Genomic DNA, 22,991 nt, shown 5'->3' on the forward strand with positions numbered 1-22,991 from the left:
TGATGACCGCGGTTCCGACGAAACACGGTCGCCTACCGCAGACGGGGCCAGGAGCCACTGCTGCCGGCTTGTATGAAGGATGTGACGATGAAGATGGAGAGCCTGGTTCCTGACGGCAATCCCATACTGCTTCCGGCGCTGGAGCAGTCGATTGTGGCAGCAGTGCTTGTTGACGAGAACGATTGTGTCCTTTTCTTCAACCAGGCTGCGGAGCGGCTTTGGGGGTACGAGCGTCACGAAGTGCTGGGCAAGAACATGCTCCCTCTGCTGCCGGAAAGCCTGCGCGGGGTTCATGGCGGCTACGTGCGCAAGAACCGTGAGGGTGGGTTGCCGAAGGTTGCTGGCATGAGCCGTGAAGTGCTCATGGAGCGCAAGGATGGCCAGCAGGTATGGGCCATGTTCTCGCTATCGAAGATCGACGTTGAGGGGCGAATCCACTATCTGGCGCTGGTGCGCGACGTATCCGATGAAGTTGCGATGCGAGAGCAGAATCGGATGCTGCTGATTGCCGTCAACAATACCGACCGTCCGGTGCTGGTCCTGAATGCAGAGCGACGGATCGCGCACGTCAATCGCGCGTTCACCGAACTTTGGGGATATGAGATGGATGAGGTGCTGGGGCGGGAGCCGTCTTCCTTCCTGACCAGCCCGAACATGCCCGTCGACGAATTCAGGCATTTTCATTCCCGGCCTTGGGGACAGCAGCGATTGCAGGACGACGCCCTGGTCGTTTCGAAGGATGGCAAGGAAACCTGGATTCGCGTGTCCAGTACCCCCATTGCCGGCCACGACAACGATGGCTTTCGCGGGTACTCCGTCGATGTCATCACCGATATCACCGAGGAGCGGCAGATCCGTGATCTGGAACGTGACGTCCTCACTGCGCTGACCAGCAGCTTGTCGTTTGAGGAGCTGGGTGATTATTTCTGCCGGAGGATCGAGTCGATCGCATCCGGCGTACTTGTCTCGGTCTGCCGCGTGGCGGAACGCAAATTGCGGCCCTGGGCGGCACCCAGCTTCCATGCGTCCTATGGTCCCGACTGGGAAGGTGTCGAAATCGGAGAAGGCGTGGCTGGTTGCGGGACTGCGGCGCATCGCGGCGAAGCGGTGATGATCTACGACATCGAGACTGATCCGCTTTGGGCACCCTACAAGCATAAGATATTGCCCTACGGCTACAAGGCTTGCTGGACCTACCCGGTCAAGCGGCGCGATGGCAGTGTCGCTGGAACGTTTGCGTTCTACTTCCGCCGGGGTGGCCAGCCGGATACGCATCTTGAACGGATTGCCGATGCCAGTGTCCACCTTTGCGCTCTGGCGATCGAGCGGGAAGAAAACCAGCAGCGGGTCAACCAGCTGGTGCGGTACGACATCCTTACCGGCCTGCCGAACCGAAGCCTGCTGCGTCAGCATATCGATGAATTGCTCACGTCCAATCCTGACCAGGAGATCGCTTTCTTTTACCTGGGCCTGGACCGTTTCAAGGACATCAACGACACACTGGGGCACGCGTCGGGCGACCTTGTGCTGGTGGAAACGGGCAATCGGCTGAAATCTCATCTGGACGATGGCCAGTTCCTTGCCCGAGTCGAGGGCGACATGTTTGTCCTGGTCGTGCCCGATTGCGATGTGCATCGGGCTGCACTGGTGGCCGCGCACCTCCAGCGGGTCGCCGGCGAGCCGATGGAGATTTCCGGTTTCTCCCTGGACCCGACGGTCAGTATCGGCATCAGCCAGTACCCCGAAAGCAGCCGTGATCGCGATGATCTGCTGCGTAACGCCAAGAGCGCGATGGGCCAGGTGAAGGTGTCAGGCGGTGGCGAGTATCTGTTTTTCAGTGCGGGGATGAACGAGGTCGCCCGCGATCGTCTTTTGCTCGGGACGGCGCTGCGCCGGGCAATCGCCGGGGACTGCCTGCGCCTGGAGTACCAGCCACAGGTTCGACCGGACAGCGGAGAGCTTTATGGGGTGGAAGCTCTGGCACGCTGGCGCGATCCGGAATTCGGGGTTATCCCGCCGGGCCGGTTCATCAGCCTTGCCGAGGAAATCGGCGAGATCGAAGCCATCGGCCGATGGGCGCTGCGCGAGGCATGCCGGCAGATGGCCGTGTGGCGTGATGAAGGTGTGCAGGTGCCGGTCGTATCGGTGAACCTGTCGCCCCTCAGTTTCCGGGGCGCCGATCTGCCGGACTTCGTTGCCGGTCTTCTGCAGCAATATGCGTTGCCCGGTGAATGCCTGACCATCGAGATCACCGAGAGTGCCGCCATGGCGCTGACTGCCGGCATGCTGGAGGTCATCCACGGCATCCGTGCGCTCGGTGTCGGCCTGTCGGTGGACGATTTCGGTACGGGCTTCTCCAGCCTCTCCAATCTGGCGAACCTGCCTGTCACCGAGGTCAAGATCGACCGCAGCTTCATCGATAAGTGCTTGCAGGAAAGTCGCCTTCAATCTCTGGTGATGGCGGTGATTGGCATTGGACAGAACCTGCATCTGACGGTCGTGGCAGAAGGCGTGGAAACCGAGGCGCAGCGTGAACTGCTCAAGGCCCATCATTGCCCGGTGATCCAGGGCTATCTGTTCTCCCGCCCGCTGGCTCCGGCTGACATTCCCAACTGGATAAAAAACGCGGCCGATGCCCCGGTGCGGGGCTAAAGTGCAAGACGTCACGGCAATCTGAGGGGCAGGCAGGCGACCGGTGCCTTGCGCCGGAGAACTGCGCGTCTCATCAATGCCTCGTTGGGTGGCCCTCGCCTGAGCGTCCGCCGCCGCCTTCATCATGCGCGTCGTCCCCCGGCCAACGGCTGAGGCGGGGCGAAAGTGCAACCAGGCAGAAAGCCGCAGGCTTCCAGCCTGTTGCGGTTGCACAGTGCATAATAAAACAGTATCGTTTTGTAAGTATCAATCTGCCATATCGGAACCGCTGATGCCCGCCGTTATCTCGGCCCCCGGCGAAAAATCTCGCACGGGGCGTCCCTCTGTCTTCTCCGAAGAAGAGCGTTGCAAACGCATCCTTGAGGCGGCTGAGCGGGTGTTCGCCCGCGTCGGCTACGGGGCGGCAACGATGGAGGAGATGGCTCGCGAAGCTGGCATGTCCAAGCGGACGCTTTACGCCTTCTACGCGGACAAGCGCGAGTTGTTCACAGCGGTGATTGGCGACGTGGAAGGCTTTTCGGGGAAGCGTCCACACGTTCCTGCGACGGCCGGCCGGGATGCCCTGATCGTCGAACTGCATGACCGTCTCCTGGAGATGGCTCGGTTCGCGTTGTCCGAACGGCAGGTCAGGATCACGCGGCTGATCGTTTCGGAGGCCGGGAACCATCCGGAACTGGTCGTCGATTTCTGGTCGCGGATCGTCATGCGGGTGCAGGCCTACCTCGCAGATGGCCTGAAAGAGCTACAGCGTGCCGACGAGAGATTGCTCGCGTACGACGCGAATTGGCTGGCCAGCGCGATCTTTGGGGCGATCCTGAGCGATCTGCATTTGCGGGCCCTTTTGGGCCGACAGGAGAGCGATGGGTTCGAGGGTCTCACCGCTCATGTGGCCGACACACTGGCCTTGATGGGGTTGGATCTGCCTTCAAAGCACTCGCCAGTTCGTCCGACGCGCAAGCATTCCGATGGCAGGCGGCCGCATCGGAACACCTGAAATAACATTGAGAGAAACGGGCGGGGATGAGCACCAAGAACTACTATGACACCAATGTCTATGATGCGGCCAAGGCCCGTATCCGGCTGATCTTCGAGAATTTCGAGCGCGTATGCGTGGCCTTCTCCGGAGGCAAGGACAGCTCTGTCACGCTCCACCTCGCGCTCGAGGTCGCCCGTGAAATGGGTCGCGGACCGGTCGATGCGCTGTTCATCGACCTCGAAGGACAGTATCAGGCGACGATCGATCACGTCGAGGAGATGTTCAGCCGCGATGATGTGCGGCCCTGGTGGGTTTGCCTGCCGATCAATCTGCGCAATGCCTCCAGCCTGCAGGAGCCTTACTGGTGCGCCTGGGAACCGGGGCGCGAGGCGGACTGGATCAGGCCGATGCCAACCCATCCGGCCGTCATCAACGATCCCGCCCGGTTTCCCTTCTACCGCCATCGCATGGAGTTCGAGGAATTCGTTCCCGAATTTGACGAGTGGCTTGCCCAGGATGTGCCTACCGCCTTTCTGGTCGGCATCCGATCCGATGAATCGCTCAATCGCTTTCTGGCGGTCAAACGCCGCGCCAGGGTGAAGAAGCGCGCCTGGACGCCGCCTGGTTCGCATACACCGGTCCAGTGGAGCGCAAAGGACCAGCCGGACAGCCGCGCCGTTACCTTCTTTCCCATCTACGACTGGCGGTTCGAGGACCTCTGGCGGTACGTCGCTGATCATGGACATGCCTACAACCGGCTCTACGATCGCATGCATCTGGCGGGCGTGCCGTTTTCGCAGATGCGTATTTGCCAGCCTTACGGAGACGACCAGCGCAAGGGACTTGATCTGTTCCACAAGCTGGAGCCCGAGACCTGGTTCCGCGTCGTGCAGCGTGTCGCCGGCGCGAACTACGCCGCGCGGTACAGCCGCCAGCGCTTCCTCGGCTATCGCGGCGGGATGGGGCTGCCGCCGACTTTCGATACCTGGCGGCAATACTGTGAATTCCTGCTGCGAAGCATGCCGGGGCCGCTGCGTCAGGTCTATCAGCGCCGTATCGGGGTCTTCATCGACTGGTGGGAGAAGCACAATTACCCGCTGTCTTCCTGGCCCGATGCCGGTATTCCCGAGCTGGAGAACCGCAAGGCCCAGCCCTCCTGGCGTCGTGTCGCCCTGTCGCTGCTCAAGCAGGACATGGCGCGCTCACTGTCCTTCGGTTTCGCTCGTCAGGACATCGACACGCTGGCGCTGATCGAGGGGCAATCATCATGAAGCCCTTCGCAAAATACGAATTCGCCCAGATACGCTCGGCCGATGGCGAGGCGGCGTTCTTTTCCCATATGGGCTACTTCTTCGCCAGCCCAAGCGTGCGGCGCGAATGCGGAGGCTATCCGCTCAACGATGGGCCGCTGTACCGCTGGTTCATCGTCCGCCGCAAGGGCGAGGCTCGCGTTCTGGGCTTCATCAGCATCGAGCAGCGCTCCGATATCGTGCGCCTGCGCGAAGGCTACCTGCGCGCCGAGGCGCGCGGCCGGGGTTTGTTCGGTGAACTGCGCCGCCAGGTTCTGGAACATGTCGATGGCCTGGGTCTGATCTGCACGGCGCGCGTGCAGCAGACTGCTGCAAGGTTCCTCGAACCGCACGGATTCAACGTTCAGTCCTCCCGCGGAAGCTGGGTGACTTTGGAGAGACAGAAATATGCCACAAGTAATCAACCTGACGAACCGGGCCGAAGCCCTGTTCACCGAACTGGACAGCCTGCCGCTGGCGAGGCGAGTCGAAGCCATCAACCAGATCCGGCTGCGGCTGCACGAGCATAGCCCGTTCGCCGATGAGCCGGTGGACTGCGTTCAATGGGTCCGGGGCGAACAGGTTGAGGCCAATGACTACAACCCGAATTCCGTCGCGACGCCGGAAATGAAGCTGCTCGAATTGTCGATCGACGCCGATGGCTTCACCCAGCCCATCGTCACGCATCGCGAGCAGGAAGAAAGCCATGTCGTGGTCGATGGTTTCCACCGTCAGAAGATCGGCAAGAAGCAGGGGCCGATCAGGAAACGATTGCACGGCTACCTGCCGGTGGTTTCGATCAGAAGCGGGCGCGCGGCAACGGCAGACCGGATCGCCGCCACCATCCGTCACAACCGCGCTCGCGGTGTCCATTCCGTGCTGCCGATGACCGACATCGTGGTCAGGCTTCTGCAGACAGGATGGACTGAGGGCGATGTGGCCCGCGAGTTGGGCATGGATGATGATGAGGTGTTGCGGTTCAAGCAGGTGTCCGGCCTGCCTGGTCTGTTCAAGGACCATGACTATTCGAAGTCATGGGATTAGATCTCGCTTTTCCTTGAGAGCCGCAAGCTATCTGGGTGCGTTGCCAGCGCCGTCGTCGGGTGTCCCGGCATTCTTTCCCTGGCCGGTGTCGCCATCGCTTGATAGCAAATCCAGGGCTGACAACAGTGCGTCGCCTTCGACGGGACCGGGCAGGACAAGTGTATGGCCGCTCTGGTTGTCGCTGAGCTTCAGCGTCGGGGTCGCGGTAACCCCTTCACGCGAACCTTCGTTCGCCTGCGCCTGAATGATTGCCTCGGTGCGTGTGCTGTCCAGGCAGGCCTGGATTTCCGGGGTGAGTGCCGGGTATTGCATGTTTTCAGGTATGCCAGCCCCGTCGCTGCGGGTTTGTTGATAGATCCAGGTGACCGCCTGCCAGAACGCGGCGTGCCCCCCGGCCTCTCCCGCGCATTCGGCCAGCCGGGCCTGTCGTGTTGCGGCTGGCTCGTGCATGGGGAGCGGCAGATGGTGCCATTGCAGGTTCGCCTCGGGGTTCCGGTCGACCCATGCCCTGAGCAGCGGGTAGTAGCTCTTGCAGTATGGGCATTCCAGATCGGCATACAGCACCAGCGTAAAGCGCGCGTCGGCCTTGCCGTAACGCCATGGCGGTCCCGCTTGAAAACTTTGCGAGACGGCGTTGTCTGCATTGGTCTTTACAGATGAGCCGGATTGGCTCGCCAAATACCAGGTCGCCACAAGCAACAAGGTGAGTGCGAGAGCCATCAGGGGCCCCAGCATGCGGCGAAGGTGCAAACGAGAGAAAAGAGAAGATTGCATGACAGGTTCCTGATCGCCCACCGCGAGGTCGGGTTGCTTCACACCGGTTCGTCACCACAGTCGAACACAACCGTCCCGTTCCTGATGCAAACAAAGCGAACTTGACCGAACCGGGTTGTTGGTTGGCCCGGTGCGTCTATCTGGTCACGATGCAAAAAGCCGATGCCCAAATGGCTCGGTGCCGCTGTCTCCGGGTCAGGCGTCGATGCTGTCTGACTGGATTGCGCTGCGATTCAAGTTCGGGCCGAACCAGTCGATATATTTTGAATATCCAGTTCCGGTCATACGGCCTGGCGGCGCTGAAATCCGACAACGGCGAGGAGGGAAAAACGGCGCTGGGAAGCGCGACCGCATCTTGGGCGGTGTGTGATGAGAATCACCTGTTCTTATTATTATAACACTCAGATGGCTGGAAATGCACTTGGTTGGTGCTCGATCCCTTCTTAAAGTGGAAGACTTTGTAGTGGCATTACGGAATTAGTTGAATTGCCGTGATGAATTAATTTCAAGAAGGGGAATTATTTAGATGCTTGATGGCAGCTATGACAGCCTATTAGTGCTGTTCTCGTTGGCGGTTGCCATATTGGCATCCTATACCACACTGGTTGTTGCAGGCCGTATCGCGACATCTTCCGGTCGTCCCGCCCGATGGTGGTTGGCAGGCGGTGCCTGCACCATGGGGATCGGGATCTGGTCCATGCACTTCATTGGCATGTTGGCCTTCGATCTGCCGATGGACCTCGGCTACGATTTGCTGCTCACGCTGTTGTCACTCCTGTTCGCAGTCGCCGCCTCCGCCTTTGCTCTCTGGATCGTCACGCAAGAAACGTTGACCCTCCGGCTACTCGCCGCCGGCGCCCTGGTGATGGGTGGCGGGGTAGCGGGCATGCATTACATCGGCATGGCGTCCATGCGGATGATGCCTGGCATCGTTTATGACACGACGCTGCTCGGACTGTCTGTTCTCGTTGCTATTTGCGGGTCTGCAGTGGCGATATGGTGTAAGTTCGTACTGCGCCATCGTTTCACGAACGCCACTCAGCTTCGCCTCCTCGCGGCAATCGTCATGGGGCTGGCGATCGCGGGCATGCATTACATTGGCATGGCCGCCGCGAACTTTCCTGCAGGCAGCATTTGCGGCGCGGCGCAAGGCGGTGTGCATGCACACTGGCTCGCCCTGACCATCATTCTCGCGGTGCTGGCCGTACTGGCCATCGCGCTGATCGTCTCGGTGCTCGATCAGCGCATGGAATCCCGGACGGCATTGCTGGCGAAAGAACTGGCAGAAGCCAATCAGGAGCTGACGTACCTCGCCCTGCACGACAACCTCACCAAGCTCCCCAATCGCGTCCTTCTTGAGGATCGACTGAACCAGGCCATGGAGCGGGCGCGCCGCGAGAAAAGCCGCTTCGCGCTGATGTTCATGGATCTGGACGGCTTCAAGGCGGTCAACGATGCCTACGGTCATCTGCTGGGCGATATGCTCCTTGTCGCAGCTTCCGGACGCATTGTGGAGAACACCCGCGGCAGTGACACCGTTGCGCGCGTCGGCGGTGATGAGTTCGTCGTCCTGGCTCAGGTGGACGAACCAACCGATGCCGGAGTGTTGGCCAGCAAGCTGGTGGCGGCGATCGGAGAACCGTACCTGGTGAAAGGGCATGAGCTTCATGTCTCGACCAGCATCGGCATCGCCATCTATCCGGGCAACGGCGAAAACCAGGACGAGCTGCTGACCAATGCCGATGCGGCGATGTATCACGTGAAGGGGAAAGGTCGCGACGACTACTGCTTCTTCGAGGCGTCGATGACCGCCAATGCGCACGGTCAGGTGCAGCTGCTGCAGGACTTGCGTATGGCGCTGAAGCGCAACCAACTTGCTCTCTACTACCAGCCCAAGTTCACCGCGCCCCACGGTCCGATTACCGGCCTGGAGGCCCTGCTGCGCTGGATGCATCCCGCCCATGGCATGCTCGGCCCGGCGAGCTTCATTCCGCTGGCCGAGAAGACAGGTTTGATCGTGCCGATCGGCGAGTGGGTGCTGAACGAGGCATGCCGGCAGATGGCCGCGTGGCGGGATGAAGGACGTGAGGACTGGACTATCGCGGTCAACCTGTCTGCGGTGCAGCTCGCGCATTCGGGCTTGGTGGACGCAGTGCGCGGCGCTCTGGATCGCCATGGGCTGGAACCGCACCGGCTGGTGCTGGAAATCACCGAGTCGACCGCCATGCGTGACGTCGATAGCAGTCAGGCGATCCTTCAGAAGCTGCATGACATCGGCGTCCGCATCTCCATCGACGATTTCGGAACGGGCTATTCCAGCCTGCTGTACCTCAAGCGGTTGCCGGCAACGGAACTCAAGATCGATCGCTGCTTCGTACACGACCTTGCTTGCGGCACAGAGGATGCCGCCATCGTCTCGGCCATCGTCGCCCTGGGACAGACGCTTGATCTTCGGGTCGTAGCCGAAGGCGTGGAGACGGCCGAACAGCAGGAATTCCTGACCAGTCTCGGCTGCGATACGCTTCAGGGCTATCTGCTGGCGTACCCCATGCAGGCGGATGAAGTGATTGCCCTGCCGGATATCGGCAAGGTGTCCGATGACAGGCCCGCGGCACCGGATGAAATGGAACTGGTCTGACAGACTGTTCCAGCCGGAAGACGCCAGCCACTTCCCGGTTTAGTCCAATGCGTCCAGAGGCAAAGAGTTGATGCCGCGCGCCCGGTCGATTTTTTCCGCGACCTTGAAGGCGGCATCGAGTTCGCTGATGCCGAACTGCTGCATCAGCTGGTAGCGCTCGGCTTTCTCTTCCGGCTCCGTCATGGCAAGCGCCAGGTACAGGCTGGGCGGGACGGCGCGGAACAGCAGTTCCATCGACTTGGACAGGATCACCCCTTCCGTGAACTTGCCGGCCTCCTTCCTGGCCGAGAGCATCAGGGCTTTCTGTGACGGGTTGAGTTCGCGGAAACGGGCGATCTTCTCTACCTCGTCGGGTGGCATGCTGAGGCAGATCCACCATTCAATCATGTTGAGCATGGGCTCCGCCGCTTTCGGCAGGTCGTCGAGGTTCTGTGTAGCTAGCCAGTACCAGGCCCCCAGCTTGCGCCACATTTTTGTGATTTTCACGACATAGGGCGCGAGCAACGGGTTCTTGGTGATGATATGGCCCTCATCTGTCACGTTGACGATGGGGCGGCCGAGGAACTGATCGCGTTCGGCGATGTTGTTGACCGTGTTGATGAGGCTGATATACGCGATCGAAAGCTGCGCGTTGTAGCCCTCGCGCGCGAACGTCGCCAGGTCAACGATGGTGATGTCCGCCTCCGGCCACGGAGTACCGGGCCGGTCGAACATTTCGCCGTCGATCCCTTGACAGAACATATCCATCGCATCCGACATTTCTAGTAAGCGCGTGCGGCGGGTTTCAGGCAGCGTGGAATCACGGCCGCGCTCACGCAACGCATCGCGCACGTCGCGGGTCAACACCGTGCGCTTCTCCGACACGCAACGCTGTGCGGCCTCAAGAATGCACTGGCGGATCAGGCTGCGATCGGCCCGCGTCATTCGGGCTTCCTCTTTGTCCTCGCCGCCTGTGATCATGAGCCGCGCAGTGATTTCCAGTTCCCCGAGCACGTCACGCTGTTCGTCGCCTTCCGCCAATTCCTCTTCTGCGGTGTCGTCGTCCAGCGCATCCGCATCGAGCGTCTGCACCTGGCTTGGCGTATCCACCAGTCGCCAGGCATCGGCAAACGGTGCGAGGCTCACGCCAGCGCCGGGCGACAGCTTGACGCGATGCACGGTGAGGCCCAGCCGCGCCGCGAAATCGCCGAACAGGCCGAAGCTGTTGCCTGCTTCCACGATGAACATCCGCGGGCGGTAAATTGCGGTGATCTGGTTGAGGATGTTGTTCAGGGTGGCGCTCTTGCCCGAGCCGGTGGGTCCGAACAGGAACAGGTGCGCATTCATCTGCCGGTCGAGGCGGTTCAGCGGATCGAAGGTGACAGTGCCGCCGCCGCGATTGAAGAAGGTGATGCCGGGATGGCCTGTTCCCTGGCTGCGACCCCAGACCGGGGCCAGATTGGCCGCGTGCTGGGCAAACATGAGCTGGGTGTACCACTGCCGTTTGTCCTTGCCGGGGTCGTAGACGCAAGGAAGCCAGCGCAGGTAGCTGTTGAGCGGAGCAACTTCGTCTTCCTCACGCACGGGCTGCAGGCCCGCATTGAGCAGGACATTGCCGAGCTGAAGGCCGCGCATATCGAGATCGGCCAGGTCGCGGCCGCGCAGGTAGAACGCCAGCGAAGCGCGGTAGAGCTTGTGCGAACTGCCGATCAGACCGCGTGCCTGTTGCACGTCCTTGAGCGCCTGCTCCGATGCCAGGGTTTCGCCGACCGCTTTTTTTGCCAGATGGTTCAGATGGGCTTCGAGAATGTCCTGCGGCGTGATCACCAGGGTGAGGCACATGGTCGTGTCTTCGGGCATCTGGTCGAACAGGGCATTGATGGCGTCGCCCCCCTTGCGGGTTTCGCCGGTCAGATGGCCGGTTGCCGGCGGCGTGCGCAAACGGTCGAGCACGATGGTGCGATGGGGCATGCCGTCGAAGAACCAGAGGCCGTTCTCGACATCGGATCTCGGCTGGCCGAAAAACAGCCGCTGCGCGAAGTCAGTGCCGCTGGCAAGTTCCAGTTCGCCTTCTTCGGTGTCTTCAGGATAGGAAGCCAGGCGATAGAACCGCTCGCGGTCTTCGTCTGTCGGACCCAGCAGCGCCGGTCCTGGATTGAACCAGGGCAGCAACCAGGCGTGGATCGCGGCGGCATCGAGGCGGTGCGCCTGCACACCGGCATTAGCGAGGCCGCCAGCCAGGCGTTCGCAGACGACATTCAGCGCCTGTTCGGGGGATTGCCCGCGCCGGGCCGGCGCATTGCCTACGCGCCGATAGACGACCAGCCGGACACGTCGCGTCTGCCCGCGCCAGGGCAAGCGAGTGACCGTGCGGTCCTCGAACAGCCCTCCCTGCCGGGAGACGGCGCGCAGATGGTGGCCGAAGAAACGGAGATAGAACTTCGTGAACTCGCTTTCCCTGGCCCGAGGCTGAAGGTAGTTTTCGAGCGTCGAAAGATAGCGGTTCCAGTCGGCATCATCCTGGGCATACAACTGCACCACCCATGGGGACTCGTCCAGCTCGTCGAAACTGTCCTGCAGCGCGTTTTCCAGCGCGTCCCGGACCTGAGCCAGCCAGGATGCTTCCCGTCCTTCCGTGCCGATCGGCATCAACTCGAAAAATGCCGCGACGGAAATACCGTCCTCCAGAAGCATGCACCTGGATTCCGGCAGATACTCCACCCACGGCAGCAGGTCGGCAAAGGACGGCGACACGTCGTAAAGCGCCTGCTCATCGGCCAGTGTCGCTGGCCTGTGCCTGGCTGTGTCCCGCTTGCCGGGTTCAGGGATTCCGTGTGCCTCCAGTGACGCGAGATAGCGAGCCCAGGCATCCGATGGAGCATCTGGCGAGGAGCCGCTATTGACCTCTGTCGCCGTAGCGCGGCGTTTGAAAAACGGTCCCATCAGTAGTCCTCGGTCCGTTCGCCCGGCATGGCGTATTGCACGCGCTGGTACAGCGGGAAGACAGTGGTGTAGCCGGGAATTGGCACCGGATCGGTGCCTGCGAGATGCGGAAACACGTACAGGGTGAGATCGGGGTTCGGCAGGCGCTGGAACTGCCGGTAGATCTCGTTTTGCGCCGTGCGGGTATAGCTGGCATTGACCGCAGGTGCGGCCTTCACATCGACTTCGGTCAGCGGACGGCGCAGCGATTGTCTGGCGTCGAGCAACTGCCGTGCGGCCTGACCGCCGCGGGCGCTGCCGCCGGTTTCCTCGTTCCAGATGTCCATCATGGTCTGTCCATCGTGGGGCAGCAGTTTTTCCTTGCTGGTCGAGCAGCCGCCAAGCGCCACGGCAATGGCCAGCACCGCCAGGCCGTTAATCCAGATCCTGTGCATCAGAAGCACCTCCGAGACGATGATCGACCTTGCGCCCCTTCGGGTCGTAATCGATGGTGAGGGGTTGTTCGAGATGAACCGCGACCCTGGCGCCGGGTTTGACGTACACCGCCGCGAACGCCTGGCCATAGAGCTTGTTCACCCACTGCGACATGTCCTGGACGCCACCGGCGAGGATGCGGCCCATCGCTTCGTTGCCGGAAATGCCGACCGTGCCGAGCGAGCCGTTGTTGTTGGCGACTACCGCTACGCTGCCGTTGTCGGATTTGATCAGCGATGCCGCACCTGCCCCGGCAGCGGTGATCAGTGCCTGAGTGCCGAGATACTGCTGGGCATTGCTGCGCCGTTCACCGCTCACGCAGGGAATGCCGTAGGGATCGCTGATCCAGCCGAGGCCGTCCTGCATGCTGTTGCCGTTGGCGTTGTTGCTCTGCTGGCGGTTGCCGCCACGCTCGCCATCCTCGGGCACCGTGCGGATGGTGCCGTCATGGAACACGAAAGTGACCGAACGGATTTGCCCGCGCACGCAGGAGAGCGTCCAGTCGCCCGACGCTGTTCCGCTGACGACCGCACCGGCGACATCGGGAATGTCGATGCCATTGGCGGTAAGGTTGTCCGGGCCGATCAGGACCTTGAAGGGGTACGGATCGTTCACGGTCCCGTCGATCGGTACACGCCCGATCAACGCCGTCATCGAAATCGATCCCATCAACGTGGCGTTCGTAGGTACGGTATAGACGGGCTTCGCCGTGGAGACGCCGGTCGCTTTGCTGCCGGCATCGACGACTGCATCCCTCGTCGTATCCAGCGTTTTCTGTGCCGGGCCGAAACTGGTCGGGAATGTGAAGTTCCCGGCTGTGCCAGGGGTACGGCTTTTGCCGTCGCTGCGGGCATCCTCCGGCTCGATCCAGCGCACGCCATCGGCTCCGGGGCCGTCACCAGGCTCCAGTCCCAGCCCGACCGGCAGATCGGCATGTCCGCTCTTGTTGCTCAGGTTCTCGAACTGGCGTTGGAGATCCTGCAGCAGACCCTGAGTTTGCTGGCGTTCGCTGGCAACCTGCTCGCGGTCGTTCTTCAACTGATTGCGCTCGGTTTCCAGGGCGCTCTGGATACGGCGATCGATGGCGCCCTCGCGTTGGCGCAGGCGCTCGTTCTCCGCTTTCTGGGTCTTGTTGTCGGTGAGTGCGGTTTGCAGTTCGGTGCGCAACTGCCGGACCTGGCCGACCAGCGTCGCCACCGTATCCCGTGGCGTGTCGCCTTCGATGCCAAGGGCCCTGGCTTCTTCGGGCGTGAGCTGGGTTCCGCCATCGCGGCCGGGCTGGCTACCTCCACCGGAAAACAGCTTCACGCCGACAAAGACCAGCAACAGCGCCATCGGGATCATCAGCCACTTGAGCAGGCCATTACCTTTCATGACGGCCTCCATTCTTGTCGGTCGGTGCCTTCGGCTCCGGCAGGTTCAGCGCCGCGTTGACGGGACTGATCGTTGGCAGCAGCGATTCAGCCAGGCCGTGTCCTTTGGTCACCAGGTAAACCACCGACGTGTCGTCGGGCGTGCCGGCCGGCCCCAGCGTGTTGTGCTGGAATGCTCCGGTCATGAAGTCGCCTTGCAGATCGCGTGGGTCGAGAGACAGCCAGCGTTTCGAGGTGTTGGTGAGGCGCACAGCCGTGACCCAAAGGCCATCGAGCCGCCAGGCAGCGAGCGCACGGGTGCGTACCGGTAGGGTCGGCAGCAAGGTATCCAGCGGCAGGTTGCGTTTCAGATTGACGCGCGTGATGCCGGATACCGGTTCGACAGTACGCAGGGGCGCATAGAGGTTCTGGGCGGCAAAGCGTGTCAGCACTACGGGCACCGGCGTCTCGCGAGCTGTACGGGACACCGTATCCTGCGTGTCATCGTCAGCCGTTGCTGCCGCTGTCAGGTCGCCGTAACGGGTGGGCGCACCCTCGGCCTCGACAATGCGCACGGGCTCCAGCGGTGCCTGACCTGCCGGTGCAGCTTCGGCGGCAATGTCCAGCAGGATCAACGCACCGCTATCGGCATCCTGCAATTGCAGTCGCGTGGGCTCGATCGGTTCGCTGGCACGCAGGTAGATCGCGCCACCGGCACTCTGGACACGCAGGCGGCCGGCCAGCGATGCCGGGACGCCGACACGGACGTTGCGGTCGATAAAGACGATGCGCTCCTGATCCACATGCAGGGACACAGCCAGCGGCAGTCGCTCCCAGCGCAGGATTTCCAGCGCCTGGACCGCAGTGGGCAGTCCCGCGGTGACCAGGATGCCGAGGAGATAGAGGACGTGTTTCATGGCGTGTCTCCCAATGGGCCGCCGAGGCCGCCGGATGTCGCTCCGGTCGGGGGCACAGGGTCAGGGGTGGTGATGCGCTGCGGCGCGCCGCTGTAGCAGTCGATGGCCAGACCGAAGGGGTTGCGTTCCGGATCGACATCCGAGCGCACGACCTTGAGGGGGTAGCGCACCAGCGCGCGCTTGACCTGTTCGGAGCCGTAGTATTCGTCTGCTGTCACATCCAGCGTGACGATCCAGTCGCGGTCCGAGACGGCCTTGACGCGCAGCGTGGGGTCTTCTCCGTAGCCCCGGCCGGGGATCTCGTAGATACCGCGCACGCGCTGACGCAGCTCGCCGGCCGTGCGGCGATATTCGTAGTCGTGGCGCAGGAAGCTCTGGCAGGATGGCGTGAAGTAAGGCGACAGCACATGGATGTTGCGGGAATAGTCTTCATCGCCATTGACGGGCCAGCGCTGGAGTTGCTGCCAGATATAAAACGAGAACGAATAAACCGACTCTGGCGGCACTTCCCACCATTTCCTGGTGCTGCCCGAGCGCAGGTCCGGCGGCACGTGAATGGTCAGGTCGCGCGGCGCATTCCACCAGCCGATCCCCATGACCAGGGCCACCAGCAGCAAAGCGCCCGCGCCCAGGCGCAGGGTCTTGATATGCGCCTGCAGATGGGTGATCTCGTTCTTGAACCGGCTCATGAGGTGGCCCTCCGCCTGGTTGTCCAGTAGCCCGAGCGGGTCACCAGGTCCCGCCCGCCGACGAACTGGGCAATGCCCGGATGCCGTCGTGCGATCCACCATTGGATCTGCCGGTAAAGCCAGGTGTCGGGCCTGCCGCGTTTCTGGCGGCGCAACATGCCGCCGCCGGCAAAGACGCCGGCGGCGATGCCGAGCACGATGGCAGTGGGCGCGATGGCGATCATCGAGAAGACAATCGCCAGCGGAATGCCCACCGACAGGCCGGCCGCGCCCGACAAGCCTGCACACACCCATAGTTCATCGGCCGTGAGGCCGCGAACGACCACGGGATGGCGGTTGAGGCGATGCGGCAGGAACGCTACCGTTCCGTCAGGCCGGACGTCCTGATGCTCAGGCATGCTCGTACCTCACAGAACGCCGGTGGCTTCGGTGAGCAGCCAGATGCCGACGACCAGGAGGACGGCGCCTACCGCGACTGTCAGACCGAACTGGCCCCACGTTTTGCGGCCCGTGTGGATTTCGGCATAGGTGCCGTAAGCGTGATAGCAAACGCCGACGAACATCGATGCGACCACCAGCAAGGCGATCAGCATCACGATGTCGTAGCCGTAGTTGCGCAGCGTATCCATGATGCCCGAGCCCGTGCCGCGCGACGGGTCTTCAAGCGTGGGCAGGCCCTGGGCCTGAGCGAGCGAACTCAGCATGGCAAACGCCGGCAGGGAAGCCAGGGCGGCGATGCGTGCGGAGCGGAAGGGATGCGAAACCGGATTCATGATGTGAGCCTTTGCGTTACGAGAGGAGGAAAAAAGTCAGCACGACGTACATCGCGACAAAACGCACCGCGACGCCGAGGAACTGACGCTGGGAAATCCGCTGCTCCGACCAGCCGACATAGGCGGTACGCAGCGCCCACACGCCCCACAGCAGCAGGACCGCGAACACAGCGCCGACCAGCACGACGGAGACGGCGGATGGGGTGAAGCCGCCGTTGGCCTGAAAGGCGGTGATCTGGCTGGCATTCATTTCTTCGGCTCCTGTTCGGAGTCCTGTCGGTAGTCGCCCTGCAACGCAGCGGGGTCGCGCGGTTGGGCGCGCTGTGGCGTCAGGTAGTCATTGATGCCGGTCCGCATGCGCTGCAGGTCAGCCGTGAGGCGGGTGTAGTCGAAGTGATAGCGGGCGCGCTCCTGCGATGCGGTCGCAGCGGACTGCTTCGCGAGACGATCGAGCAGGTCCAGCTGGCGAACGACTGCCGCCAGGTGCTCCTTCTCAGTGCTGTCGTCGGCCGCGACTGCCGGTAGAGCCGTCGACAGGCCGACGATCAGCAGCGCTGCGAGCGTGCTGCGCCTTGCAAGTGCCGGGCGGTAGGACCGTGCCATCGTGCATTCCCCGTTGATGTGTAATGGCTTGATGCTGCGGCGGTGAGCGTGTGAAAGCCGCAAACAATGAGAACTGCCGGCTCACCACATTCTTGGGATGCGGGGGATGTGCCTGTCCGGACGCGCCCACGAGGTATCCGCCTCTGTCGGCTGTGGGTGCTCGCTGGGGGGCACCAGGGATCGAATGCGGCGTGTTCGCTTGCGTCGGAACCGCTTGCGCAATGCCAAGGGAAAGGTGCTTTCACCGAAAATAAGCATCCTGATAGGAGTGCCAATCGGACAATTGCGCTCCCCTGAGAGCGGTTATTGAAAATTCGGCGAAGGAGTGCAATAATCCGCCTCATGAAAACACATAAACCAGATAGTCACTCCGTTGAGAGTGATAAAGTAGATGTTCCATTGCCGCTGCCTGTCGAGCGTGCCATCCGCAAGCTCGGCAGCGACGTCGCGCTGGCACGCAGGCGCCGCCGGATTTCGCAGGCCTCGCTGGCCGAGCGAATGGGCGCATCCGTGTCCACCGTCCGGCGCATGGAAAAAGGTGATGTGCGCGTGCCCATCCATTTCTTTGCCCGCGCACTGCATGTCTTCGGTGAGATACAGGCGCTGGCTGGCCTGCTGGATACGTCACGTGATGACATCGGCCTGACGTTGATGGACGAAAACCTGCCCCAGCGCGTGCGTAGCAAGCCGGGCAAATCGGGGGCGCTATGAAATCGGCTGTTTCGATACGTCAGCAGATTCAGGTCTGCATCGGCAAGGCGGGCACGCCCGTCGGCACCCTCGTCTACGTCAAGCAGGGCCGCCGCGAAAACACCACCTTCGCCTACGACCAGGACTGGCTGGCAAACCCGACCGGCTTCAATGTGTCCGCCGATCTCGGTCTTCACGCCGGGTATCAACCGCGCAGGGCACCCTCAGCGCATGATTCGGTCTTTCACTTCGCCCTTGCCGATACGGCTCCGGACGCATGGGGACGCAGGGTCATCGCGCGGGACCACGCGAAGCGCCGCAAGGACAACGCAGCGCTCGCCCCGTTGACCGAGCTGGACTACCTGCTGGCGGTTGACGACTTCAGTCGGGTTGGCGCCTTGCGTCTGCGCGACCAGGATGGCCGCTATTGTCGGACGGTGGAGGACGGCAGGCGCAGCACACCGCCGCTTCTGGAACTGCAACGCATCTACAGCGCCAGCCGTGCGGTTGAGCAAGGCCAGGAAAGCACCGAGGATCTGCGTTACCTGCAGGGCAAGGGCACGTCTCTTGGCGGCATGCGGCCCAAGAGCACTGTGGTCGACGAGGATGGCGCGCTGGCCATCGGAAAATTCCCGAGCGTGGGGGATACGCGCAGCGTGACACGCGGAGAGGTGCTGGCCCTGTGCCTGGCACAACGTGCCGGCATCGACGCTGCGCCTGCCCGTATCGTGGAACTCGACGGCATACCGGTCGCGATCATCCGCCGCTTCGATCGCGATGGTGCCGACGGGCGCATACCGTATCAGTCGGCCGCATCCCTGCTCCAGGCTTCGCGCGAAGAGGATCGAAGCTACACCGAGATCGCGGACGTTATCCGCTCGCTGGGACATGCACCGACCGCCGATGTACAGCAATTGTGGCGGCGCCTGGTCTTCAACCTGTTGATCACCAATGTGGATGACCACCTGCAGAACCATGGTTTTCTGCATGTCGAACGGGGGCTCTGGCGACTGGCGCCGGCCTTCGACGTCAATCCCTTCCCCGACAAGGACAGGGAATCCAAGACCTGGCTGTCAGAAGAGGATGGGCCGATCACCGATCTTGAGATGCTGCTGGCCCGAAGCGCGTATTTTTCGCTGAGCAGGAGCGATGCACTGGCCGTTCTGGCCGAAGTGCATGCAGCCGTTCTGGATTGGCGGAAGGTCGCGCTCAGTGCCGCGGTGGGGTTGCGCTCGAACGAGCTGGACGATTTCGCGCCTGCCTTCGAGCATGAACAGATGTCGCTTGCGAAAACGCTGCTGGGTTGATCGACCCACGAACTGAAAAGAGAAGCAGGCGCAAAATTGCGCCTGTATTCATAGCTTCTGTCTAATAGAGGTTCTTTCCAGAAAGAGCCGAAACTCTTTCGCCGTGAATCCGGTCATAGATTTCCTCTCTATGAACATTCACGTCCTTCGGCGCAGAGGTTCCGAACTTCACCTGCTGGCCTTTGACCCCCAGGACGGTGACGGTGATATCGTCCCCAATACGGATGATTTCACCGACGCGGCGCGTCAGAATGAGCATTTGCCCTCCTTGCTGGCGTTCTTTTTGTCTGCCGGAAAGGCCATCAATGGCCGGAGGGAAAAGCCCGCCAATGACAGCGCGGGCGGATTTCCATGGTGTTGGTCGCTATTCCACTCCGGGCTCCCTATCTTTGAAGTACCGGGTGTAATTTCATCATGGCAGAAGTATTTCGTTTTTCATAAATGTTTTTGCAGATCAATAATTGAATATTGATCGTTATTGCCGATCAATATTCGAGGGAGAGTTACTGCATCATGTGCGCAGATTGTGCAGAACGATCCATCACGCTCATGAAACAGGGAACATATTCAGTGCCAGCGGAATGGTTGCAAGCGCGAGGAGCAGCGAGACGATTATGGATAGTGAAATGACGTCCTGCTGATAGTCGTATTTCTTGGCAAAGACGTACACGCCTGCACCAATCGGCTGAGCTGCCATCACTACGGCCGCTGCCAACCAGAGGCCCTGGTCTTCACGCATTCCGAAAACGTAGAAGGCTGCTGCGAAGGTAATGGCTGGCTGCACGAAGAGCTTCAGCATGACCATCGGCAGAACCGTCTTACCTACCGTGACGTTGAAATGCTCCCTGAAATTGAGCCGTGCAAGTCCCAACCCGAGCGCGAACAATGCTGTTGGCCCGGCAGCGTTGCCGAGGAAACTGGCGAACGACTCAACGAAGGCGGGCACCTTGATACCGAGCAGGACAAACAGCAGCCCGGCCAAAACCGAGAGCGTCAGGGGGTTCTTGATGGTGGTCAGTGCAGCGCGCCACACGCTCTGAAAAACAGGTATCTGTTCGCCGGATGAGCGCTTCGAGAACATATCCCAACTGATGATCACGGCCATAATCGCCGGTATGTTGTGCAGTATCGTTGCAATGGCGGCCGGCAGCGCGGCCTGCTGGCCATACACGGAAATCAGGATCGGCACGCCCATATAGCCGGTCGTGCCATAGCAGGCGCCCATGCTCAGGATGGAAGATTGAGGCAGGCCGATTTTCATCGCTTTCGCAATCAGGCTGGCGATCACATAGGAAGCGGCAATTCCGATCAATGTCGACAGGATGAAACCCCATTGCTTCAATTCACCAATGTCGGCGCGAGCAATGGCAAGAAAGAGCAACGCAGGCAGGGCAACATACAGAACATAGTCGTTGATCAGTTTGTCTGCGCCACCGCTATCAGGCCTGAATCGCCCGTAGCAATAACCCACGAGTATGACCAGAAAGATGGGGGCGACGATCATGAACATTTTGTATCCTTGTTTTCTTTCTTGTTCAAAAAAGGCCCCGGAAGTCATTCCAGGGCTTCCGGGAGTTATTGGATAAAGCGTCTCGCGAGCTGCCCTACGGTCGATGCATAGACAACATCAGACGCATAGAACTGGACCAACTCGTCGCGCATGCGCTCAAACTCGGAATGCTTCCTGGGGTAAGTCGCGGTCAGGATCGCATCGAGCTCCTTCTTGACCTGTTGCACGACTGCGGGGTCACAGGATTCGTCTTCAAGCCCCTCATCCAGCAATATCCGTTGCACGGTTGCATCATGGAGGCCCGTGCTATTCAGGAAATACGGAATCTCGCGCGCCGCCCCCAGGAAGGCAGGGATGTTGGCGACTCCCATGTTCTCCTGGTTGACGATGTGGCCGCTGATCGGCCGATACAGGTCGGGCATGGAAAGAAAGGTGCTTTCCGACAAGCGAGCGGCGTCAATGACGGCATCCGTATCCAGAGAATGTCCGTTGATGCGGATGTTTCGCTCGCGAAATATCAGCTCCAGAATTTCGATCGCCGGAAGGCCCGAACGATTGCCTGTTCCAGCAAAGCCACCTTCGATGATGTTGAAGCCGTGATACAGCGAAGCCAGCGCATTTTGCAGGCCCAACCCCCGGTCGTTGTGAGCATGCAGGCAAAAGTCGGTTCGTGGATATTGATGGCGCAAATTGGCGGCAAGGACCGCCATCGCTTCCGGATAAAGAGTTCCGAGCGAGTCGTTGACGCGAACGGTCTGTATATCCATCGCAAGTGAGCGATCGATGTCTCCGGTGATCTTCTCGTAAGAGCCCTCATCGATTCCGGTGCTGAAGTTATTCAGCAGGCTGACCCTGAAGCTTTCGAAACCCCAACGCCGAAGTTGTTCGGTCGTGCGCTCGAACAGTCTCTCGTCTGCCTTGTGGGAAACCATGCCAAAGCTGATCGTTACATACTTCTTCAGGGCATCCGGGAATGACTCGAATTGCGCCATGATCGGTTCGTGGCAATTCAGTAGCATGATGAAGGAAAAACGTGCATCTGCCGGCAGCGCGTCATTCTCGATCAGATCATCGATGGTTTGAAAAAGGTGCGTGGGGTCGTTCGGACCGGAGCCATAGACAATATCCCGAACCCCGGATTGAAGTATCTTGGAGATGAGAGGGATTTTATCTTTGGCCGGGACGGAGAAAGCGCAACGTTCGGCTCCTTCTCTGAGAGTTTCGTCCAGGATTCCGTCAATACTGAAATCGGAATAACGAGGTTTGTGATTATCCGGAAACTTTAGTAGGGCCATCTTCACTTACTCCTTTAAGGGGGCATGTTTCACCTGTGTTGTAGCGATTTGAAGATTGATGCTTGTTCAGTGTGTTGGATGGCCGGTGATCTGTTAAATGAATTATGGCGCTGCTATAATCGACTGAAGCGATAGCCGGGAGGGAGGTCCTGATGAAGCTGGCAGCGCAAGTGGATCGGATCGAAGGTCGAGGCATCACGCTGGAGCAGTTGCGTGCGTTCGTGTTCATTGCCGAGTTCGGCGGCTTCGGTCGTGCCGGGGAGGAACTGGGGCGGACTCAATCAACGTTGAGCGCTGGACTTCGACGGCTGGAAGAGGATGTTGGTTGTCGCCTCATCGAGCGACGCCAAGGGCATATCCTCGGCCTGACGGAGGAAGGCAGGCAGCTACTGCCGGCTGCCCGTGACATCCTGCAGCGCACTAACAGGGCCATCGGAGCCCTCAAAAAACACCACCTGAAGGGGCGGGTCGCCCTCGGCGTTCCGGATGATTTCCAGGTGAGGAATCTGCACGGCATCATCTCGATGTGTCTGGAGGAGAATCCGGGACTTCGGGTTGAGATCACCGCGGCTTCATCGACGGTTCTGTCGGCCATGGCCGCGCAACAGCAGTTGGATGTCGTGATTCTCAAGGGCATGGCCGGACAGCCCCTGGTCTCCGAAACCGAACGGGTCTTGCGCGTTGAATCACTGCACTGGGTAGGCTCTGGAGCATCCCATTTCGGTGACATGGATGAAGTTCCGCTGGTCACCTTCCCGGATGGCTGCGTTATCCGCAAATGCGCGGTCTCGGCGCTGGAGCATGTCGGCCGCCGCTACTTCTTCTCCTACGTGAGCGGCTCCTTCGACAATATCCGCAGCGCGGCGGCGAGCGGGCTGGGCATCGGGCTGCTGCCGCAAAGCGCGCTATCTGACGATTTGTACGTGCTGACCCCGGAAGATGGCGCGCCCAGTGTTCCGGCCATTCAACTTGTGCTGAGCGTGACGCGACCAGGCAAGCTCTACAAGCTCTTTACCAGCTACATCGATCGGGGATTGGGCTCGGCAGCATGATCCGGCGGAAATCCCCTGTAAGGCGCGCAAGTCG

General features: G+C 61.0%; 21 protein-coding genes and 1 pseudogene. 9 read left to right on the forward strand and 13 right to left on the reverse strand.

All coding sequences use genetic code 11. From position 1 onward, the window contains the following. Nucleotides 1-87: 87 nt before the first annotated feature. The 5 genes and pseudogenes from dosP to FY156_00675 all read left to right on the forward strand — a co-directional run bounded on the left by dosP (nt 88) and on the right by FY156_00675 (nt 5,961). Entirely contained in the window at nt 88-2,652 is a 2,565-nt protein-coding gene (dosP, locus tag FY156_00655; protein UXS00104.1) for an oxygen-sensing cyclic-di-GMP phosphodiesterase, read from the forward strand. Nucleotides 2,653-2,923: 271 nt separating this feature from the next. Continuing rightward, on the forward strand, nt 2,924-3,646 hold the full coding sequence (locus FY156_00660) for a TetR/AcrR family transcriptional regulator (GenBank protein UXS00105.1): 723 nt from the start codon (nt 2,924-2,926) through the stop codon (nt 3,644-3,646). A 26-nt stretch (nt 3,647-3,672) separates the two neighbouring features. After that, complete coding sequence (locus FY156_00665; protein ID UXS00106.1) at nt 3,673-4,899, forward strand: DUF3440 domain-containing protein; 1,227 nt, start codon at nt 3,673-3,675, stop codon at nt 4,897-4,899. Further along, a pseudogene (locus FY156_00670) lies at nt 4,896-5,393 on the forward strand (N-acetyltransferase). The gene FY156_00665 and the pseudogene FY156_00670 overlap by 4 nt, the downstream one beginning before the upstream one ends. Then, complete coding sequence (locus FY156_00675) at nt 5,326-5,961, forward strand: ParB-like nuclease domain-containing protein (protein UXS00107.1); 636 nt, start codon at nt 5,326-5,328, stop codon at nt 5,959-5,961. Before FY156_00670 ends, FY156_00675 begins: the two are co-directional and overlap by 68 nt. A 27-nt stretch (nt 5,962-5,988) precedes the next feature. On the opposite strand, the gene FY156_00680 is transcribed toward FY156_00675, so the two are convergent. Next, a complete protein-coding gene (locus tag FY156_00680; GenBank protein UXS02968.1) occupies nt 5,989-6,696 on the reverse strand; it encodes a thioredoxin domain-containing protein in 708 nt (235 codons plus the stop codon). A 565-nt stretch (nt 6,697-7,261) separates the two neighbouring features. On the opposite strand from FY156_00680, the gene FY156_00685 reads away from it, so the two are divergent. After that, a complete protein-coding gene (locus FY156_00685) occupies nt 7,262-9,373 on the forward strand; it encodes an EAL domain-containing protein (protein UXS00108.1) in 2,112 nt (703 codons plus the stop codon). Nucleotides 9,374-9,412: 39 nt separating this feature from the next. Here FY156_00685 and FY156_00690 read toward each other — a convergent pair whose 3' ends face one another. Genes FY156_00690 through FY156_00730 form a run of 9 tightly spaced genes read right to left on the reverse strand, consistent with a single transcriptional unit; the run spans nt 9,413 to nt 17,103 of the window. Continuing rightward, on the reverse strand, nt 9,413-12,295 hold the full coding sequence (locus FY156_00690; GenBank protein ID UXS00109.1) for a conjugative transfer ATPase: 2,883 nt from the start codon (nt 12,293-12,295) through the stop codon (nt 9,413-9,415). Next, entirely contained in the window at nt 12,295-12,729 is a 435-nt protein-coding gene (locus FY156_00695) for a TIGR03751 family conjugal transfer lipoprotein (protein UXS00110.1), read from the reverse strand. Before FY156_00695 ends, FY156_00690 begins: the two co-directional genes overlap by 1 nt. Further along, the gene (locus FY156_00700) at nt 12,710-14,143 is read right to left on the reverse strand and encodes a TIGR03752 family integrating conjugative element protein (protein UXS00111.1); all 1,434 of its coding nucleotides are present in this window, start codon (nt 14,141-14,143) and stop codon (nt 12,710-12,712) included. Before FY156_00700 ends, FY156_00695 begins: the two co-directional genes overlap by 20 nt. Next, nucleotides 14,133-15,038 (reverse strand): TIGR03749 family integrating conjugative element protein, encoded by a 906-nt coding sequence (locus FY156_00705; protein ID UXS00112.1) that lies wholly within the window; start codon nt 15,036-15,038, stop codon nt 14,133-14,135. The genes FY156_00700 and FY156_00705 overlap by 11 nt, the downstream gene beginning before the upstream one ends. Beyond that, complete coding sequence (locus FY156_00710; protein UXS00113.1) at nt 15,035-15,727, reverse strand: TIGR03746 family integrating conjugative element protein; 693 nt, start codon at nt 15,725-15,727, stop codon at nt 15,035-15,037. Before FY156_00710 ends, FY156_00705 begins: the two co-directional genes overlap by 4 nt. After that, a complete protein-coding gene (locus tag FY156_00715; protein ID UXS00114.1) occupies nt 15,724-16,125 on the reverse strand; it encodes a TIGR03750 family conjugal transfer protein in 402 nt (133 codons plus the stop codon). The genes FY156_00710 and FY156_00715 overlap by 4 nt, the downstream gene beginning before the upstream one ends. A 9-nt stretch (nt 16,126-16,134) precedes the next feature. After that, a complete protein-coding gene (locus FY156_00720) occupies nt 16,135-16,500 on the reverse strand; it encodes a TIGR03745 family integrating conjugative element membrane protein (protein ID UXS00115.1) in 366 nt (121 codons plus the stop codon). A gap of 16 nt (nt 16,501-16,516) precedes the next feature. Continuing rightward, a complete protein-coding gene (locus FY156_00725) occupies nt 16,517-16,750 on the reverse strand; it encodes a TIGR03758 family integrating conjugative element protein (protein UXS00116.1) in 234 nt (77 codons plus the stop codon). Next, on the reverse strand, nt 16,747-17,103 hold the full coding sequence (locus tag FY156_00730) for a raqprd family integrative conjugative element protein (protein UXS00117.1): 357 nt from the start codon (nt 17,101-17,103) through the stop codon (nt 16,747-16,749). The genes FY156_00725 and FY156_00730 overlap by 4 nt, the downstream gene beginning before the upstream one ends. A gap of 342 nt (nt 17,104-17,445) precedes the next feature. On the opposite strand from FY156_00730, the gene FY156_00735 reads away from it, so the two are divergent. Together FY156_00735 and FY156_00740 are read left to right on the forward strand one after the other, a co-directional pair. After that, a complete protein-coding gene (locus tag FY156_00735; GenBank protein UXS00118.1) occupies nt 17,446-17,814 on the forward strand; it encodes a helix-turn-helix transcriptional regulator in 369 nt (122 codons plus the stop codon). Further along, a complete protein-coding gene (locus tag FY156_00740; protein ID UXS00119.1) occupies nt 17,811-19,100 on the forward strand; it encodes a type II toxin-antitoxin system HipA family toxin in 1,290 nt (429 codons plus the stop codon). Before FY156_00735 ends, FY156_00740 begins: the two co-directional genes overlap by 4 nt. A 61-nt stretch (nt 19,101-19,161) precedes the next feature. Here FY156_00740 and csrA read toward each other — a convergent pair whose 3' ends face one another. The 3 genes from csrA to FY156_00755 form a co-directional block, all read right to left on the reverse strand. Further along, on the reverse strand, nt 19,162-19,359 hold the full coding sequence (gene csrA / locus FY156_00745) for a carbon storage regulator CsrA (protein UXS00120.1): 198 nt from the start codon (nt 19,357-19,359) through the stop codon (nt 19,162-19,164). 288 nt (nt 19,360-19,647) lie between these two features. Then, nucleotides 19,648-20,610, reverse strand: a complete 963-nt coding sequence (locus FY156_00750; GenBank protein UXS00121.1) for an AEC family transporter — start codon at nt 20,608-20,610, stop codon at nt 19,648-19,650. Between the two features lie 65 nt (nt 20,611-20,675). After that, nucleotides 20,676-21,905, reverse strand: a complete 1,230-nt coding sequence (locus tag FY156_00755; GenBank protein UXS00122.1) for an isopropylmalate synthase — start codon at nt 21,903-21,905, stop codon at nt 20,676-20,678. Between the two features lie 158 nt (nt 21,906-22,063). Here FY156_00755 and FY156_00760 point away from each other — a divergent pair, with 158 nt between their 5' ends. Then, nucleotides 22,064-22,957 carry a LysR family transcriptional regulator gene (locus FY156_00760; GenBank protein UXS02969.1) on the forward strand — a complete coding sequence of 298 codons (894 nt, stop codon included), beginning with the start codon at nt 22,064-22,066 and terminating at the stop codon, nt 22,955-22,957. Nucleotides 22,958-22,991: the final 34 nt, after the last annotated feature.

It is taken from the genome of Agrobacterium tumefaciens, from assembly GCA_025559845.1.
GTDB lineage: Bacteria > Pseudomonadota > Alphaproteobacteria > Rhizobiales > Rhizobiaceae > Agrobacterium.

Excerpts from the sequence above, each read along its gene's own strand:
- FY156_00690 (UXS00109.1), bottom strand. The coding sequence starts at position 12,295 with ATGGGACCGTTTTTCAAACGCCGCGCTACGGCGACAGAGGTCAATAGC.
- FY156_00660 (UXS00105.1), top strand. The coding sequence starts at position 2,924 with ATGCCCGCCGTTATCTCGGCCCCCGGCGAAAAATCTCGCACGGGGCGT.
- FY156_00735 (UXS00118.1), top strand. The coding sequence starts at position 17,446 with ATGAAAACACATAAACCAGATAGTCACTCCGTTGAGAGTGATAAAGTA.
- FY156_00675 (UXS00107.1), top strand. The coding sequence starts at position 5,326 with ATGCCACAAGTAATCAACCTGACGAACCGGGCCGAAGCCCTGTTCACC.
- dosP (UXS00104.1), top strand. The coding sequence starts at position 88 with ATGAAGATGGAGAGCCTGGTTCCTGACGGCAATCCCATACTGCTTCCG.
- FY156_00725 (UXS00116.1), bottom strand. The coding sequence starts at position 16,750 with ATGAATGCCAGCCAGATCACCGCCTTTCAGGCCAACGGCGGCTTCACC.
- FY156_00705 (UXS00112.1), bottom strand. The coding sequence starts at position 15,038 with ATGAAACACGTCCTCTATCTCCTCGGCATCCTGGTCACCGCGGGACTG.
- csrA (UXS00120.1), bottom strand. The coding sequence starts at position 19,359 with ATGCTCATTCTGACGCGCCGCGTCGGTGAAATCATCCGTATTGGGGAC.
- FY156_00695 (UXS00110.1), bottom strand. The coding sequence starts at position 12,729 with ATGCACAGGATCTGGATTAACGGCCTGGCGGTGCTGGCCATTGCCGTG.
- FY156_00755 (UXS00122.1), bottom strand. The coding sequence starts at position 21,905 with ATGGCCCTACTAAAGTTTCCGGATAATCACAAACCTCGTTATTCCGAT.
- FY156_00750 (UXS00121.1), bottom strand. The coding sequence starts at position 20,610 with ATGTTCATGATCGTCGCCCCCATCTTTCTGGTCATACTCGTGGGTTAT.
- FY156_00710 (UXS00113.1), bottom strand. The coding sequence starts at position 15,727 with ATGAGCCGGTTCAAGAACGAGATCACCCATCTGCAGGCGCATATCAAG.
- FY156_00730 (UXS00117.1), bottom strand. The coding sequence starts at position 17,103 with ATGGCACGGTCCTACCGCCCGGCACTTGCAAGGCGCAGCACGCTCGCA.
- FY156_00700 (UXS00111.1), bottom strand. The coding sequence starts at position 14,143 with ATGAAAGGTAATGGCCTGCTCAAGTGGCTGATGATCCCGATGGCGCTG.
- FY156_00720 (UXS00115.1), bottom strand. The coding sequence starts at position 16,500 with ATGAATCCGGTTTCGCATCCCTTCCGCTCCGCACGCATCGCCGCCCTG.
- FY156_00715 (UXS00114.1), bottom strand. The coding sequence starts at position 16,125 with ATGCCTGAGCATCAGGACGTCCGGCCTGACGGAACGGTAGCGTTCCTG.
- FY156_00685 (UXS00108.1), top strand. The coding sequence starts at position 7,262 with ATGCTTGATGGCAGCTATGACAGCCTATTAGTGCTGTTCTCGTTGGCG.
- FY156_00680 (UXS02968.1), bottom strand. The coding sequence starts at position 6,696 with ATGCTGGGGCCCCTGATGGCTCTCGCACTCACCTTGTTGCTTGTGGCG.
- FY156_00740 (UXS00119.1), top strand. The coding sequence starts at position 17,811 with ATGAAATCGGCTGTTTCGATACGTCAGCAGATTCAGGTCTGCATCGGC.
- FY156_00665 (UXS00106.1), top strand. The coding sequence starts at position 3,673 with ATGAGCACCAAGAACTACTATGACACCAATGTCTATGATGCGGCCAAG.